Source organism: Draconibacterium sediminis (assembly GCF_000949475.1).
Taxonomy (GTDB): Bacteria; Bacteroidota; Bacteroidia; order Bacteroidales; family Prolixibacteraceae; genus Draconibacterium; species Draconibacterium sediminis.
Map to the genome: position 1 here is coordinate 1,046,217 of NZ_JRHC01000001.1, position 14,809 is coordinate 1,061,025.

At 41.9% G+C, this 14,809-nt stretch carries 11 protein-coding genes; 3 read left to right on the plus strand and 8 right to left on the minus strand.

Annotation, left to right across the window (positions count from 1 at the left end):
* Positions 1–5: 5 nt before the first annotated feature.
* The 3 genes from LH29_RS04365 (at position 6) to LH29_RS04375 (ending at position 2,058) form a co-directional block, all read left to right on the plus strand.
* Positions 6–476, plus strand: coding sequence for an ExbD/TolR family protein (locus LH29_RS04365; RefSeq protein ID WP_045026260.1), 471 nt, complete (start codon positions 6–8; stop codon positions 474–476).
* Positions 477–826: 350 nt separating this feature from the next.
* Positions 827–1,564 carry a carbon-nitrogen hydrolase family protein gene (locus tag LH29_RS04370; protein ID WP_045026261.1) on the plus strand — a complete coding sequence of 246 codons (738 nt, stop codon included), beginning with the start codon at positions 827–829 and terminating at the stop codon, positions 1,562–1,564.
* A 23-nt stretch (positions 1,565–1,587) separates the two neighbouring features.
* A complete protein-coding gene (locus tag LH29_RS04375) occupies positions 1,588–2,058 on the plus strand; it encodes a C-GCAxxG-C-C family protein (RefSeq protein ID WP_045026262.1) in 471 nt (156 codons plus the stop codon).
* A gap of 50 nt (positions 2,059–2,108) precedes the next feature.
* Here LH29_RS04375 and LH29_RS04380 read toward each other — a convergent pair whose 3' ends face one another.
* From LH29_RS04380 to LH29_RS04415, 8 genes are all read right to left on the minus strand, one after another.
* Positions 2,109–2,933: a hypothetical protein gene (locus tag LH29_RS04380; RefSeq protein WP_045026263.1), complete on the minus strand. Its 825-nt coding sequence runs from the start codon at positions 2,931–2,933 to the stop codon at positions 2,109–2,111.
* Positions 2,934–3,168: 235 nt separating this feature from the next.
* A complete protein-coding gene (locus tag LH29_RS04385; protein WP_045026264.1) occupies positions 3,169–4,479 on the minus strand; it encodes a DEAD/DEAH box helicase in 1,311 nt (436 codons plus the stop codon).
* A gap of 78 nt (positions 4,480–4,557) precedes the next feature.
* Positions 4,558–7,170, minus strand: a complete 2,613-nt coding sequence (locus tag LH29_RS04390) for a TonB-dependent receptor (protein WP_045026265.1) — start codon at positions 7,168–7,170, stop codon at positions 4,558–4,560.
* Between the two features lie 99 nt (positions 7,171–7,269).
* Positions 7,270–7,746, minus strand: a complete 477-nt coding sequence (locus LH29_RS04395; RefSeq protein WP_045026266.1) for a hypothetical protein — start codon at positions 7,744–7,746, stop codon at positions 7,270–7,272.
* Between the two features lie 49 nt (positions 7,747–7,795).
* A complete protein-coding gene (locus LH29_RS04400; protein ID WP_052670601.1) occupies positions 7,796–8,431 on the minus strand; it encodes a DNA-3-methyladenine glycosylase family protein in 636 nt (211 codons plus the stop codon).
* Positions 8,432–8,847: 416 nt separating this feature from the next.
* The gene (locus LH29_RS04405) at positions 8,848–9,930 is read right to left on the minus strand and encodes a PHP domain-containing protein (RefSeq protein WP_045026267.1); all 1,083 of its coding nucleotides are present in this window, start codon (positions 9,928–9,930) and stop codon (positions 8,848–8,850) included.
* 94 nt (positions 9,931–10,024) lie between these two features.
* The gene (locus LH29_RS04410) at positions 10,025–11,503 is read right to left on the minus strand and encodes a SusD/RagB family nutrient-binding outer membrane lipoprotein (protein ID WP_045026268.1); all 1,479 of its coding nucleotides are present in this window, start codon (positions 11,501–11,503) and stop codon (positions 10,025–10,027) included.
* Positions 11,504–11,531: 28 nt separating this feature from the next.
* On the minus strand, positions 11,532–14,675 hold the full coding sequence (locus LH29_RS04415; RefSeq protein ID WP_045026269.1) for a SusC/RagA family TonB-linked outer membrane protein: 3,144 nt from the start codon (positions 14,673–14,675) through the stop codon (positions 11,532–11,534).
* Positions 14,676–14,809: the final 134 nt, after the last annotated feature.

Below are 14,809 nucleotides of genomic sequence, written 5' to 3' on the forward strand. Positions count from 1 at the left end.
AGATTATGAGCAAGTTTAGAAAAGATGATGGTAAGGAATTACCTCCTATTTCAACGGCCTCGTTGCCTGACATTGTGTTCATGCTTCTGTTCTTCTTTATGGTTAGTACAACAATGCGTGAGGTAACACTAAAGGTTAAAATGCGTATTCCGGAAGCTACAGAATTGAGCAAACTGGAAAAGAAATCTTTAGTAAGTTACATTTATATTGGTGAACCACTACCTACGTATCAAAAAACGTTTGGTAAGGCACCACGTATTCAGTTGAACGATCAATTCGCAACAGTAGATGAAGTACAAGATTTCGTTATTGCTGAGCGCGAAGCCAGAGATGAGGCTGAACAACCATTTATGGTTACTTCGTTGAAAATTGATGAGAATACAAGAATGAGTATTGTAGGTGATGTAAAGCAAGAGCTGCGTAAATCGGCTGCACTGAACATCAACTACTCGTCAAGAAAAAAAGCTGAAAGATAATTCATTGAATTAGATACAAAAAAAGGGAAGCAAACGCTTCCCTTTTTTTGTTGCCGTTTTTTTGATTCGAAAATGGCGAACAACACCTGGCAGGTCATACGGTTTTTTAGACCCACAATTTTTATCATCTGATGCTACAATAATAATCACAAGTGTTTAAATTAGAAAAGACAATTTGTAACTTAAAAAATAATATTTCGCCGAATTTCTGATTAAGAATTACAGCGATTAATTAATTTTGATTTTCCTGTTTTACGTCTTAAAAACAAAATAGAAGTGCCGATCCGGAAAACACGAAAAGCCTTGCACCAAAACAAGTATAACCGAACATAAACGATTAAAAAAACACAATGAGAGTAGCTGTTGCACAAATTGAGGCCGTAAAAGGCAACATTGAAAAAAATGTTGAGACTCATCTTAAGTGGATAAAACAGGCCATTCGAAATGAAGCCGACATGGTGGTATTTCCTGAATTATCGTTAACCGGCTACGAAAGGGAGCTGGCCGGGGAGTTGGCTACCAACCAGGATGACAAAAGACTGGATGAAATGCAACGATTAAGTGATGAGAGCTGCATTACCATCGGAGTTGGATTACCAACACGAAAATCGGACAATGTATTTATCAGCATGATTATTTTTCAGCCTCATACCGATCGAATAACCTATTCGAAACTATATTTGTACCCTCCGGAAGAACCGTTTTTTACCGCAGCCAAAAATCCAATGGTACTTAACCTTGAAACAGAAGTAGTGTCGCCCGCCATTTGCTACGAAGCCTCAAATGACGCACACTGGGAGTATGCCAGCCAGAATAATGCAACAATTTATATTGCAAGCGTTTTAAGTTCGGTTGCAGGAATTGAGGCAGAAATTAAAAAACTTTCAGGCATGGCAAAAACCAAAAATCTGGTAACACTTATGTCCAATTATGTGGGGCGTTCAGGAGGTTACGAATGCGCCGGAAGATCATCGGTATGGAGTGAAAAAGGGGAGCTGATGGGGCAACTTGACGCAAAAACTGAAGGCTTGCTATTATTCGATACAGAAACAAAAAAAATTAAAACTGTCATTGACGGCGAGGCATAACAGGCAAATTAAAAATCGAAACTATGAACAAACTTTTAGACAACTACGAGCTTAGTAATAAAGCAGCCGGGCTTTTCTGGCAGGATTATAATTGTGCGCAATCTGTCCTGATCGCTTATTCCGTTGTATTACAAGTAGATAGAGAAGTCGCAATTAATCTATCGTGTGGATTTGGTGGCGGCATGGGCCGGCTGCAGGAAACTTGTGGAGCCGTATCAGCAGCCTATATGATTTTTGGTTTGGTTAACGCCAATTCGAAAGATAACCCGGAAAGAGTGGAAAAGACCTATGGTATGGTTCAATCGTTTCATAATCGGTTTACGCAGCAGAAAGGAACAACGGTTTGCAAGGCATTAATCAATTGCGACTTAAACACCGACGAAGGCCAGAATTATTTCAGAACCAATAACCTGAAAAAGGAAGTATGTGAAGGTTGTATCCGCGATTCAGTAAAGCTGATAAATGAAATAATCGCAGAAACCAACGGGGAATGATTTTCAATGGTGCCGGGTCAATTCATTTCATGAGATGCTCCCGATTTTCTTTATTGTGGCTTTTGTTGCCCTTTAAGAAAGGTGATAATACCCCCGGCGGATGCCATAACAAAAAAGTACTCGGCAATAACTCCAATATAGAAAAATGGTGATTCTTCACCTCCTGTATTACCCGAGTGTATTTTGTGTATAACTAAGCCGGCGATGGCTACAGTAAGCGAGATGGCTGCAATTGCCAACAGCCCTTTTAACCTTTTCTGAAGTTTTTCAGCACGCGTGGCTTCAATTTCTTGCGAGAAAAACGATTGCTTTTTACGCGTTGTTATTCCCAAATAAATCCAAAAAGCCACCGAAAGAATTATCCCCCATGGAAAGGCAAAAAGAATCATCATAACTACGCCTACACCAACAACAAATCCATACAACAACATTTTATCGGGAGTTACGATTTCTGAAATATTTTTATGTTTTAATGAAGCCGCAATAAATGTAAGTATGGCGGCTGTTATGTCGCAGGCTATACTTACGAATATTAGAATGGAAATGTAAAGAACATCGGTATTGTGTAGGTATGCAAATGCACCATCGGTATCTATTAAGCCTAAAATAAGCAGAAGTACCCCGATTACGATGTAGTTGCCAATACGAATGTTGAAGTTTTGCCTGATTCTTTTTATTATGCGCAAATAGCCAAACAAGAGTACCAACCGAAAACCAATGGCCAGTGATATTCCTATTAAAGCTCCTGTGTTATTTTCATCGGGTAGAGTTTTGGTATACACTCCGGGCGTAACGATGAGTAAAAAAAGGATTGACAGTAACAATATACCGACTGCAATAACCAAAAGCCTGATATCTTCCTGCATTGTTTTCATAATAACTTGTTTGTTTTGCTACTCTTGCCGTTGTTCAAAATATAATCGTATCTTTTTTTACATAAATATTATGAAAAAGGTTACGGGATTTCGTCTGTTGAAACCGCTTCAGATTCCGGAAGAATTTTACGGTTTCGGATTCTAAAACCAGGCGAATAAGTTGTTGAACTTACGGAGTACAAAAATTAAATCAAGGAAAATAAATTAGCAAAGAAGAGGTGTGTAGAGCGTATTATTAAATAAGCGAAATGCGTACTTTTTTATTTTTCAATTTAGTGTTACTGACTTCTGCAATTACTGACTCAACCTTATCCGATCGAACGGCTACAAAAGCGCAGTCGTGTTTTAATTCGATCACGCCCAATTCATCTTTACCGAGTTTGCCCTGTTTAAAAAATAATCCGGCAATATCGCCTTTCGAGATTTTATCTTTTCGACCACCCGAAACAAAAAGTGTATCCCATCCTGATGTGGTAGGGAGAGCTGCCTCTGTAAGTTCTTCAATTTCGGTAGGTTGAATAAATTCTGGATAATCTTCACCTTCCCATTTAAGTATATATGCGGTTCCTTCACTGTGCATTCGTGCCGTTCGCCCGTTGCGGTGTGTAAACTCCTGAAAACGTAAGGGGAGATGGTAGTGCAGAATAAATTTTAACTCCGGAATATCTAATCCACGTGCTGCCAGATCGGTTGCAACAATTAAACGGTATGTCCCGTTTCTGAATTTAATCAGTACCCGCTCGCGGTCGGTTTGTTCCATTCCGCCGTAAAAAGTACCGTGGCTAATCCCGTTTTCAGTAAGATATGTACTAACCCGGTCAATCGATTCTTTAAAATTGCAAAAGATAATCCCGGGTTGGTTGCCTAAATGGCGCAGTGCTTTTACCAGTGTTTCCAATTTATCTTTTTCGGGCGAAACAATTGTTTTTATCTCCAGCTCAGGAATCTCATCCTTAAGGAAATTAACGCTTAGCGGATTTTTAAACGCCAGAAAATCGGGGATGCGCACACGATGAGTCGCCGATGTAAGCACCTTTTTCTCTACTTCGGGAAGGAAAGAAACAATGTCTTGCATGTCTTTTTCAAAACCAATTTCCAGCGATTTATCAAACTCATCAAGCACCAGCGTTTTTATTTTGTGCGTGTAAAACGTTTCACGGCGCATGTGGTCGGCAATTCTACCCGGCGTGCCAATTAAAATGGCCGGTGGCCGGTTTAAATCAATGCGGTCTTTACTAAAATTCCGTCCACCGTAAAAAGCATTGCATTTGTAACCGGTACCCATGTCGCGGGTAACCTGCTCAATTTGTATTGCCAGTTCGCGCGAAGGAACCAAAATGAGCACCTGAACAAATTCGCAATCCGGATCGAGTTCGGCAACAATGGGTAACATAAAGGCCAGCGTTTTTCCTGTACCGGTTGGCGAAAGTAAAATGGTGTTATCGGCTTTATGAATGGCAAGTTTTGCTTCCTCCTGCATCGGATTAAGCTTCTCAATATTTAGCTTGCTGAGAATATTTTTCTGGTTCTTCTTTTTTCCTGACATGGCGCAAAGGTAAGTTTAATTCGTTCAGTTTGATCGAATCGAAACTTAACGGATTATAATTTAACGGTACCAACGCGATTACCTTCTCCTTCTACGCCGGTCCTCTTTGGTAAAATTCCAGGTCAGTTTAGTACCGATCATTTGTGGAGAGCCCGGCACAAAAGTGGGTACACCAAACAGGCTTCCGGTGTTTCCGGCGCTGGTAATAAACCGTTCGTCGAGCACGTTGTTGGCCCAAACCGTTAATCGGATGTTCGGATCGGCCAGTTCAAGCCCGCCGTTAATATTCAGCAATCCATAAGCATCCTGTTCCAGTCCGGGAGTGTTGGCATCCTCAAAATACATGTGCGATTTATACGAATACGTTGGCGTTACAAACAGCTTAATGTTGGGAGTAATGTTCACGCGTGCATTCAACCCTACGGCAAAACTGTGTTCCGGTGCCAGGCTAAACACATTGCCTGAATATAGCTGTGCAGCTCCATCTACATCGGTAGAGTCGAACTCAGTTTTTAACCAGGCGTAATTGGCAAACAGGTCAAGTTGCTCGATTATGGCTACTTGTATATTTGCCTCGGCACCGTATGATGTTGCCTGCCCACCATCTTTAAATAGCAGGTTGTATTCGCCCGATTGACTGTCGGCCACCCACGCGCGGGTTTGAAAATCTTTGTAAAGCGAATAAAAACCTGTTACATCAAAGTACACGCGGTCGTAAAACGCTGCTTTAAAGCCCAGTTCATAATTGTCGAGGATTTCCGGCTCCAGAACTTCCTCTTCTCCTGTTGAGGTAAACTGCAATACGGCAGGCCGGCGTCCGCGCGAGTAGTTGGCATAAATATTTCCGTATTCGTTAAAGCGGTATTTTAACCCTCCGCGCCAGGTATACGAAATTGTATTTTTTTTGATCTCCTTTGAATCATAGGGCAAAAAGAAAACGTTGGGAGCATTACCTGTATACATTCCCAGTGTTGAAGGCGAGCCGCTTACAAAAGAAGATTCACTGTTCAGTTTATAACGGTCGTAAACCATCCGTACTCCTGCCGAAACAAAAATCTTCCGCGAAACCTGGTAGTTGATATCCATAAAACCTTCCACTGCCATGTTGTTGGCCTGGCTGTACATTTCTTCCTGATGATTTGTTGGAAGAGGGATGTAAATCGTTGTGTCCAGATCAGGATCATAATTGGGTATTGCCTGAATTGAAATTGGCTGACCACTGGCATCCACTAATGGCATTGGAGGACTTGCCAGCATTAGATTGGCTAAATGCTGCTCATTGGGCGAGAACCAGTAAGTCTGGTCGGCTTTTTCCCTCCAAAAGCTTCCTCCCAGCGAACCGTTCAAACGGCTGTTCTGCGAGAAGTTTCCACGAATTTCCTGGTAAAATTGTGATGATCCGGCATATTCTGCCATATCGATGGCCGCCGAGGCCGTACCGTCGCCATCCCACCGTGATGTGGCATCTGTTTTTCGATACGAAGTGATACTGGTCCAGTAAGTATGTTCGCTCATGTAAAGGCGGTAGTTCAGTGTTGCATCAAAAATTTCTTTTCCGGTTCCAAGGTTTTTGCCCTGCTCGTGCGATGCTACGCCACTAAAAATGCCAATATCGCCATTTGTATTTGGCAGACCAGCGGGCATAAATGCTATTCCCGGTGTATCGTCTTTCTGGTAATTTACCACCACATCAAAACGATGGTTCCATTGTGGCTTGAAGCGCAAAGAAAAACGTCCGGCAATGGTTTCTTTACCCATCAGGTCGCCGCCAAAAGTATTCTCCACATAACCATCGCGCGTAGTGTAAATTCCTGCAGCACGCATCATCAATTTATTCTCGATTATCGGCGCATTAATCATTCCCCTGTATTCTTGCAGCCCGTAATCTCCCAATCCGGCGGTAATGCTTCCGTAATATTTATTCTCCGGCATTTTGCTAACGTAGTGAACAGCTCCGGCCTGTGCACCACGTCCGAAAAGCGTGTTTTGCGGTCCTTTTAGCACTTCCATACGATCCATATCGTACAGCTCGAGCGAAGCTGAATTGGCCCGGTTTACAGGCACATTATTAAAAAATACCGAAACACGTGGTTGGGCGCTGGGACTAACTTCATCGCTGCTTAGTCCGCGAATGGCAAAAGTGGGGCGGTTGGCGCCCTGCTCGCGTACGTATAATCCCGGAACAAATTCACCCAGTGTGCTTAGCTCGGTGATGTTGGCCTCATTCATCAGTTGGTTGCTTACCGATGAAATGGCTGTTGGAACATCAAGCAATTGTTGCTCACGTTTTTGTGCGCTTACCAGTATCGGTTCCAGATGGATGTCGGCTGTAGGTAGCATTACATTCTTTTCATTCCGGCCTTCCTGTAGAATAATATCAGCAGTATGGGTTTCATAACCGATAAACGAAACCCGGATTCGTGCTCTTCCCGGTTCCAGGTTCGTGATAAAATATTCACCGTCTTCGTTCGTGTTCACTCCTTTATAAGTCCCGTCAATTGTAACCGTGGCACCGGGTAGCAGGTTGTAATCGCTGTCGTATACCGAACCACGTACATAAACAGTTGGCTGTTCACGCGAAACGGCTTCAACATTTCGGTATTTGCGTTTTACCTTATTGCGTTTTTTGCTTTGACCAAAGGAGGTTGAAACAATAAATACCAGGAGAATTATACTGAGAAGAGTCTTCATGTTTCTTTTGTTCTGAGTTTGTTTGAATAAATAACGGAAAATCGGGGGAAATAATATATCGCTGTTATGGAGAATTAACGTTGCACTACAAATAAAAGTTTAATGCTTTGTACTGTAAACCGGCAAATGCAGCCAAATGGCCAGTTCGTCCATCCCTCGTTGCGCGTCTTCGTTTGTTTTACATTTTTTTACAGCAATGGAGGGTCGTTTCTTTTTATTCACAAAATAAACTCTGAACTCTTTCTTGCCGGAAGTTATATTGCGGTTCGATCGGCTGTACAAACTGTATACCTTGTTCATCGATACCAATGTAAGGCCAATGTATTTGCCAACGGGTTCCCATTTCCCGGTTTTTACAAGTCCAAACCACATATTAAAACTTCGGAACAGTTTTTTTTCGGTGTCGATATCAACACCTGAATAAGAGCCAAGAAGAAACCAACCCAAAACAGCGTGAATGCTGAAAATGATCCAGGCTTGCTCGTAAAAGGATATCGCAGCTACAAACACAAAGTAAAAGCCAATAAAACGATACGGGCCTTCAAGTGTTCTTGAGATTTTGTTGGAAACGAGCATGGTTTAAAGGTAGTGAAAATCTTTACAGTGTGATTTTCTGTTTTAACTTTTACTCCAGAACCAGCTTACGTTTTTGAATGTAGAAATGCCACAGAATATAGGTTGCCACCGAGCGGTTGGGCGAAAAACGTTTCATGTACTCAACAATTTCCTCTTTTGTGGCTTCGGGTGCAACAAGCTCCAATTCGTAAACTGCTTTAATGGTTGCCAGGTCTCCGGGAGGAAAAATATCAGAATAATGAAGACTCATCAAAACATACATATCGATGGTCCAGTTACCTATGCCTTTTAGTTTTATCAGAATTTTTCGGATGGCAGCTTCATCCATTTCGTTTAATTCGTCGAGATTAAGTTTGCCGCTTACAATTTCATTGGCAAGAATCCGGCTGTATTGTATTTTCTGGCGGCTAAAATAACAGGCGCGCAACTCTTCGTCCGCAAGTTTCAACAGGCTTTCAGGTGTTACATTTTTTATTTTATCCTCTAATTTATTGTATGCTGCTTTTGCTGATGCGAGCGAAACCTGCTGTTCCAAAATGGTTAGGATGAGTGTGGCAAAATCCGGTTTGCGATACCACAGCGGAGGGTAATCGAATTCCCTGATTACGTTCTCCAGCTTTGGTTCTACACCGGTGCACCAGTCGCAAAGTTCTTTAAAATGGCTTTCGTTTTTTATTTTGGTCATGTTTTAAATTTGCTTATAACGAAGAACTGTTTTTTGAAGAATATGTTTAGTGGAAACGACTATTTATAGGAATTGCTGACAATGTTAAATGTTGGAATTTACCCTCTCTCCTGTCTCTCCCTTTATAAAGGGAAAGACGATTATCCTCTAAAAACAACGACGTATATGGATTAGATGAAGTTTATTTTTACGAACCACTATCCAATCGTCCTTCCTTGCTGGCAGGGAAGGATAAGAGGATGGGTATAAATACTATTCGCGATATTTTTGAGATTAAAAAAAGAGGAACTCCAGGTGTTCCTCTTTTATATAATACCGAATTAAATAAATAAAATCTTCTCTCGCAGATTGTTTTCTGCTTTCTTTTAAAAAAACGGAGATAGCGTATTTTTAGTGCTACTGTTTAAGTATTGATTTTATAATTCCAATTTAAGTTTCAGGTTTTTAGTTCCTTTTACATGCAGGTTTTTCACTTCAACCCAATTATTAAAACCATTAGGAATATTTACCATTGTTTCTCCGTTGGCAGGAATGGTAAACAGATCTTCTTCCGACGATAAAACAAATGGAACATCTGATTTATTTGCGATGATGTAGGTTTTGCCTTTTTCATATTCACGGTAAAATTCAATTTTTACCGAAGCCTCAAAAATGGCTTTCAGATATTCTTCTTTTCCGGTCAGAATATTGCCAAAATAAGCCACGGTGCGGTTGGCAAACAAGGCTTCGCGAATCGATTCCTGCGTGCGTTCTTTTGCCAATACCAATGTCATCGGACGGTGGTAATCTTTCAGGTTATACATTTCTGAGTTTATTCCGTGAATATCAGATGCAGCATGTGGTGCAATGTTTTTGTCCATGCACCAGTCCAGAGCAATTGGGTACCATTCTTTCTCATTAAAAACTTCAATGGCATGAAGCATTCCGTTTTCAAAAAGTTCGGTGTGTTCGTCCCACCACAAGCAGGTGTCGGGTTGCTGAGCTTTCCACCCCGGGTGGTTCCAAATAAAATACGCCCCTTGCTTTTTAGCTTCGGCAAAAGCATCGCGCCAGTTTTCCACGTCAAGTGCCTGAGTGTCGTTTAAAAATAAAGCATTAAAATGCCCCGGAGCCATGCTTCGTGTAATCTCACCGGCTTTTATAAGAATGATATTTTTTTGTTGAGCACGTGGCAAAGCAATCTCATACGATGAATTGTCGTCTCCGGCAACATCCTTTTTTGAGGGATGGCGTTCAATATGATCGGTAATGGCAATCACATCAAGCCCTTCGTTGTACGCTTCGTCAACCCGAATTGTAGGCCACACACTTCCATCGGAAAAAACGGTGTGCATATGAAAATCGCATTTTAAGGTTTGGTAGCCCAAAATATCAGGGATGTTTATTGTTTTGCGTGAATTCTTGTTCAGGAGTTCGGGCATTTGAATGTTATTTACATTTTGTGCAAAAAGAGAAATACCCATTAGTAGAAAAATTGCTGTGAAAATTTTTGTTTTCATTGGATAAAAAAATTGTGGTTTAAATAAGTTTATAAAAGGCCTGCATAAATATACACAGACCTTTAGTTTTATTTCTATGAAAAAAGAGTGAATATTATTTTAACCACCAGCTTGTTTCTCTGATTTTATCTTTGCCTTCGCCAAACTGAGTAGTAATGGCAGCACTTACATGTTCGCTGTTTTGCTGGTATTCGCTGGTTGGGTACATCCATCGCAAAGGAGGAGTATTGGTTCCATCAATCCGAAATTCAGGATACCCGGTGCGTAAGTGGTCGAAGTACATTCGCCATCCGCCTTGCAGAAACGAAGGAATATATTTCTGAAGCATGATTCGCTTTAATTGCTCTTCGTTTGATGAAGCATTGGAAAAATCGACCAACTGGACCTGCAAATATTCGTTTGCTGCATCGGCATTTACATACTCTGCAAAATCGGTAGCATGGGCATTATAAAACTCAAACGATGCTTTTACCGCATTTTCGTAGTGATCCTTGGCCGAGGTACTGATCCACCCACGAACGGCGGCTTCTGCCAAAATAAGTTGCAGTTCAGTATATCCCAAAAATACATGCGGTTCAGTGGTTGGGTCGGTGGTGTATCTCAGGTTTACCTTCGATACTTTTCCTGCGGCTGCTTTCAGGTTTACCTCGTTATACGGAGCAATCGGATCTCCACCTTCGTAGGCCGAAAAATCGTTGATGGCCAAACCGGCTTCTTTCGCATTACGTGTTTGTCCGCAGAAAATAAATAATCGCGGGTCGCTCAAGTCCTGGAGGCGCTTCACATAAGTTGAGTCCATATAACGGGCCGAACCATAGCTACTGCTGTTGTATTCAGTATAACGACTTCCCAATTCGTCGATAAAAATGAGCTGACCATTGTCGTCGTTCGATTCAAGAATCGGCGAGTTGTTGTAAATGCCGGCAAAGGTGCTTTTTACATTCAAATCAGAATCCGATTCTTTCTTTGAAAGCGTGATAAGCACTTTTAAACGAAACGAGTTGATACATTTGCGCCACTGGCTTGTGCTTCCGTTATAAATAATATCGCCGGCAATAATGCTGTTGTTGTTGGCTAAAAGGGCATCAGCATCTTCAAGCTCCTGTAGTATTCCTTTGAAAATATCTTTTTGCGTATCGTAAGCCGGGGCATAAATTTCGTCGGTTTCTCCTTGTAAGGCATCGGAGTAGGGGATGTCGCCAAAAGTTAGGGTGAGATTATAAAAATAATAGGCGCGGAAAAATTTGCCCAGAGCTGTATAAGCGGTGTTTCCAATGCGTTCGGCTTCTTCCATCATTTTTGTAATATTCCGAAGCTTCGCATAATCGCCAAAACCTGCACGATTCCAGTTGTAATACTGGTTGGCATTTTCGCCATCGGTTTGTACCACCATTCGCGAGGCAAACATTGGGCTCACTCCTTCAACCTGGAAAGCATTCCATTCAATATCGGTAAGTAAAAGTTGCGGGTGTGTTTCGGGTACATTGTTCGGGTTCAGGTTTAACTCCTCTAAATCGCTGCATGAGCTGAATCCCCAAACAAAAAGTATTGCTGATAAAATATATTTTTTCATCGTCGTAAAATTTAATTATTCGTGTTTTTTAGAATGTTACAGTTAATCCCAAACCAACATAACGCGTTGAAGGATCCTGCAGGTTGTTGTCATCTCCGTAATCAGGATCAATGATGTCGGCCTTTTTCCACATTGCCAGGTTGTAGCCGTAGGCAGTGGCTTCAACTTTTTTGAATGCGTTTATATTCACCAGGGTAGTGAGGTCGTAACTGAATGCCACTTTTCGAAGCTTTACATAACTACGATCGAAAATATTGGCAAACGTCTCATTTTCGTCTTGCGATACTTTTGCGCGATACGGATAGTTTTGCGACCATGTTTGCCAGCTTACCGCTGTTTCGTTGGTTTGGTACTCGCGTGTGTCGGAGATTACGTTTCCTTCAGTGTCGGTGGTTAGTTCGCCACTAATAACGTTCACCGCATCGGGAACATAAACAGGATGCCCGGCAGCATATTCAGCATCGCGGTATTCAACCGAGTTCGGGTGTTTGCCTCCCCACCACATTTTTTCAACTGATAATGATCGTATAACACCGCCAAGCGAACCATCTATGTCAACATCCAACGAAAGATTTTTGTATTTGAAATGGTTTTGCAAGCCAAACATCCAGTTCGGAGCGGTATGACCAAAAAGTTGCGGATTTGGATCTTTCGATGGCAGACCGGTTTCTGCCGAAACGATAAGCTGGCCATCGGCAGTTTTCATCCAACCCGTGGCATAGTAGTTATCAATGCGCTCATTCAACGAATAGTTCCCGTATTTTTCTTCGCCACCATAAATTTGTGTAAGCTTTTTAACGCTGGTTGTCCAGTTTAACCCAAGGTCCCAGCGGAAATTGCTTTTACGCACCGGGTTGGCATTTAGCATCACCTCAAAACCATTGGTTGTGTATTGGTTTCCGTTTACTTTTCTTGAGTCGAAACCACTGGCTTCCGAAATATCCAGGTTAATAATCTGGTTTTCGTCTACAATGTTGTAGTACGTCAAATCAAAACTTAAGCGGTTTTTCAAAAAAACAGACGACAAGCCCAATTCAAACGAAGTTGACTTTTCCGGTTTGATATTCGGATTTACAATCGTTCCCGGATAACTTACTTTTGAATTTCCATTGTACATTCCGCTGTTGCTGTAGTACGACGAGATCTGGTAAGGACTCAAATCACTTGATACCACAGCCCATGATCCGTATAATTTTAAATAATCAACGGCTTCCGGAAGATCAATAAGGTTCGATAAGAGGGTACTTAAAGAAACTGAAGGATAGAAGTACGAATTGTTTGACGCTGGCAAGGTTGAAGACCAGTCGTTTCGTGCAGTAACAGTAAGGAAGAAGGCATCCAGCATATCCATTGATAAAGTACCGAAAACGCTTCGTATTTCGCGTTCCTGGTAGTAGGTTGATGCTTTTACATTGCCCAGCGAGTTGTTTAAACTGTACACCCACGGAACCACTAAACCATCGGTAGCATTGTATTCCTGCTGGTATTTTTTGTAGAACATTGAGGCGCCGGCGTTGGCACTTAAGCCAAACTTATCGGAGAAATCTTTTTTATACGACAGCAAAATATCATTATCGATATTTACCTGATCCGTATTCCATGTTTTGTAATCCCCTTCGCGCGGATCGCCATAGTTCAGGTACGACTTTGGGCTTTCACGGTCTTCGAAAGTATGTTTTAACACTGCAGAACTCCTTCCTTGCAGGCTGAGGTCTTCGGTAATGTCCCATTTCATTTTAACCTGCCCGTTACTGGTGTTGCGGTCGTGTTTCTGGTTCAGCTCGTGAGCAGCAAAATACACGTTGTTATACCAGGCGTAGTTATAGTTGGCCTGGCGGTAGCCTTCCTGTCCGGGGATATACATGTGTTCTTTCAGTTCCTGTCCATTCACATCGTCGCCCATCCATATTAAAATGGTGTACATGTGGTTTTTGGGGCCGTAACCGTAACGCGGGTAATTGGGCGAATAAACTTTGTTGAACGATAATTTGGCATCGAGTGTAAGGTTTGAAGTAAGGTTGTACAAACCGTTAAATGTTAGTCCGCCGGTTTTCAGGTTCGAGTTGGGTACCCTGCCTTTTTCTGATTGGTAAAAGCCTGAAAAGCGTGTTGATGCTTTTTCATTTTTCGAAGCGATGGAGAAATTCGTGGTTGAAACCACGCCCGTGCGCATAAAATCCTTCAGGTTGTTGTGGTATTCCCACGGAATTGGAACCCGTGAGTAGCGCGATTTATCGTCATATTGTGTTCCCGAAACATCGCCCCACCACGGTATAGTTTCGCCGGTTACATTGTCGTAAATCGGGCTGTTCCACTGCGGAATTTCAAGGTTGTCGGAGAATTTTGGCCCCCAGATCATATCTCCGTCCGAGATACCACCGTCTTGTCCGTCCCAAAATTCATACTGGCCATTCGATCCGTTTCCGTATTCGGTTTGTGTTTCCGGGAAAACGGTATAACCTGCCGAAATCATGGTACTGTTTGAAATGGTAATGTCAAGACCTTTTTTAGCGGCTTTTTTGGTAGTAATTAGAATTGCACCATTTCTTCCGCGCGATCCGTAAAGCGACGAAGCAGTGGGCCCTTTCAATACCACAATGTTTTCAATGTCGGCGGATGAAACATCAAAAAAGTCGGTTTCAACCGGAACTTCATCAATTACGATGAGGGGCGCTTTTCCGCGAAGTTGAAAATCGGGGCTTTGAAAAATACCGGTTTTGGTATCAACTGTTAAACCTGCCACCTGGCCGCTTAACATGTTACCCATGTTGGGTGCATTAACACTGGTTATGGTTTCCGATTTTACTTCCTGTGTAGAATAACCAAGCGCTTTTTTCTCCTGGCTGATACCCAGAGCGGTAACAATAACTTCGTCAATTTCCTGAAGATTTTCTTCTAAAACCACATTAACTCGGGTGTTGCCATCAAGCGGTATTTCTTTTGCTGTATAGCCAATAAACGAAAACACGAGTGTTGCGTTCTCGCTCACCTCAATTCGGTAGTTTCCATCAGAGTCGGAAACTGTTCCGTTCGATGTTCCTTCTTCCATAATACTTACTCCGGGTAAGGAAAGTCCGTTGGTTTCCGTAATTTTTCCCGTGATTTCTTTTTTCTGAGCAAAAAGGACTATGCCCATCAGCAGAAATCCAATAGTTACAATAAAGTGTTTCATAAATACATAGATTTTTGTGTAAATTCTTAACTTGATTTCTATTAAATTTTAATCATAGTAATCCCATTTTGACCTATATGCGTAAGTCAATCCTTATGAAATGCAGTGTTTATTGTAGCTGAAAAATGGCTCCT

Excerpts from the sequence above, each read along its gene's own strand:
- LH29_RS04365 (WP_045026260.1), top strand. The coding sequence starts at position 6 with ATGAGCAAGTTTAGAAAAGATGATGGTAAGGAATTACCTCCTATTTCA.
- LH29_RS04370 (WP_045026261.1), top strand. The coding sequence starts at position 827 with ATGAGAGTAGCTGTTGCACAAATTGAGGCCGTAAAAGGCAACATTGAA.
- LH29_RS04375 (WP_045026262.1), top strand. The coding sequence starts at position 1,588 with ATGAACAAACTTTTAGACAACTACGAGCTTAGTAATAAAGCAGCCGGG.
- LH29_RS04380 (WP_045026263.1), bottom strand. The coding sequence starts at position 2,933 with ATGAAAACAATGCAGGAAGATATCAGGCTTTTGGTTATTGCAGTCGGT.
- LH29_RS04385 (WP_045026264.1), bottom strand. The coding sequence starts at position 4,479 with ATGTCAGGAAAAAAGAAGAACCAGAAAAATATTCTCAGCAAGCTAAAT.
- LH29_RS04390 (WP_045026265.1), bottom strand. The coding sequence starts at position 7,170 with ATGAAGACTCTTCTCAGTATAATTCTCCTGGTATTTATTGTTTCAACC.
- LH29_RS04395 (WP_045026266.1), bottom strand. The coding sequence starts at position 7,746 with ATGCTCGTTTCCAACAAAATCTCAAGAACACTTGAAGGCCCGTATCGT.
- LH29_RS04400 (WP_052670601.1), bottom strand. The coding sequence starts at position 8,431 with ATGACCAAAATAAAAAACGAAAGCCATTTTAAAGAACTTTGCGACTGG.
- LH29_RS04405 (WP_045026267.1), bottom strand. The coding sequence starts at position 9,930 with ATGAAAACAAAAATTTTCACAGCAATTTTTCTACTAATGGGTATTTCT.
- LH29_RS04410 (WP_045026268.1), bottom strand. The coding sequence starts at position 11,503 with ATGAAAAAATATATTTTATCAGCAATACTTTTTGTTTGGGGATTCAGC.
- LH29_RS04415 (WP_045026269.1), bottom strand. The coding sequence starts at position 14,675 with ATGAAACACTTTATTGTAACTATTGGATTTCTGCTGATGGGCATAGTC.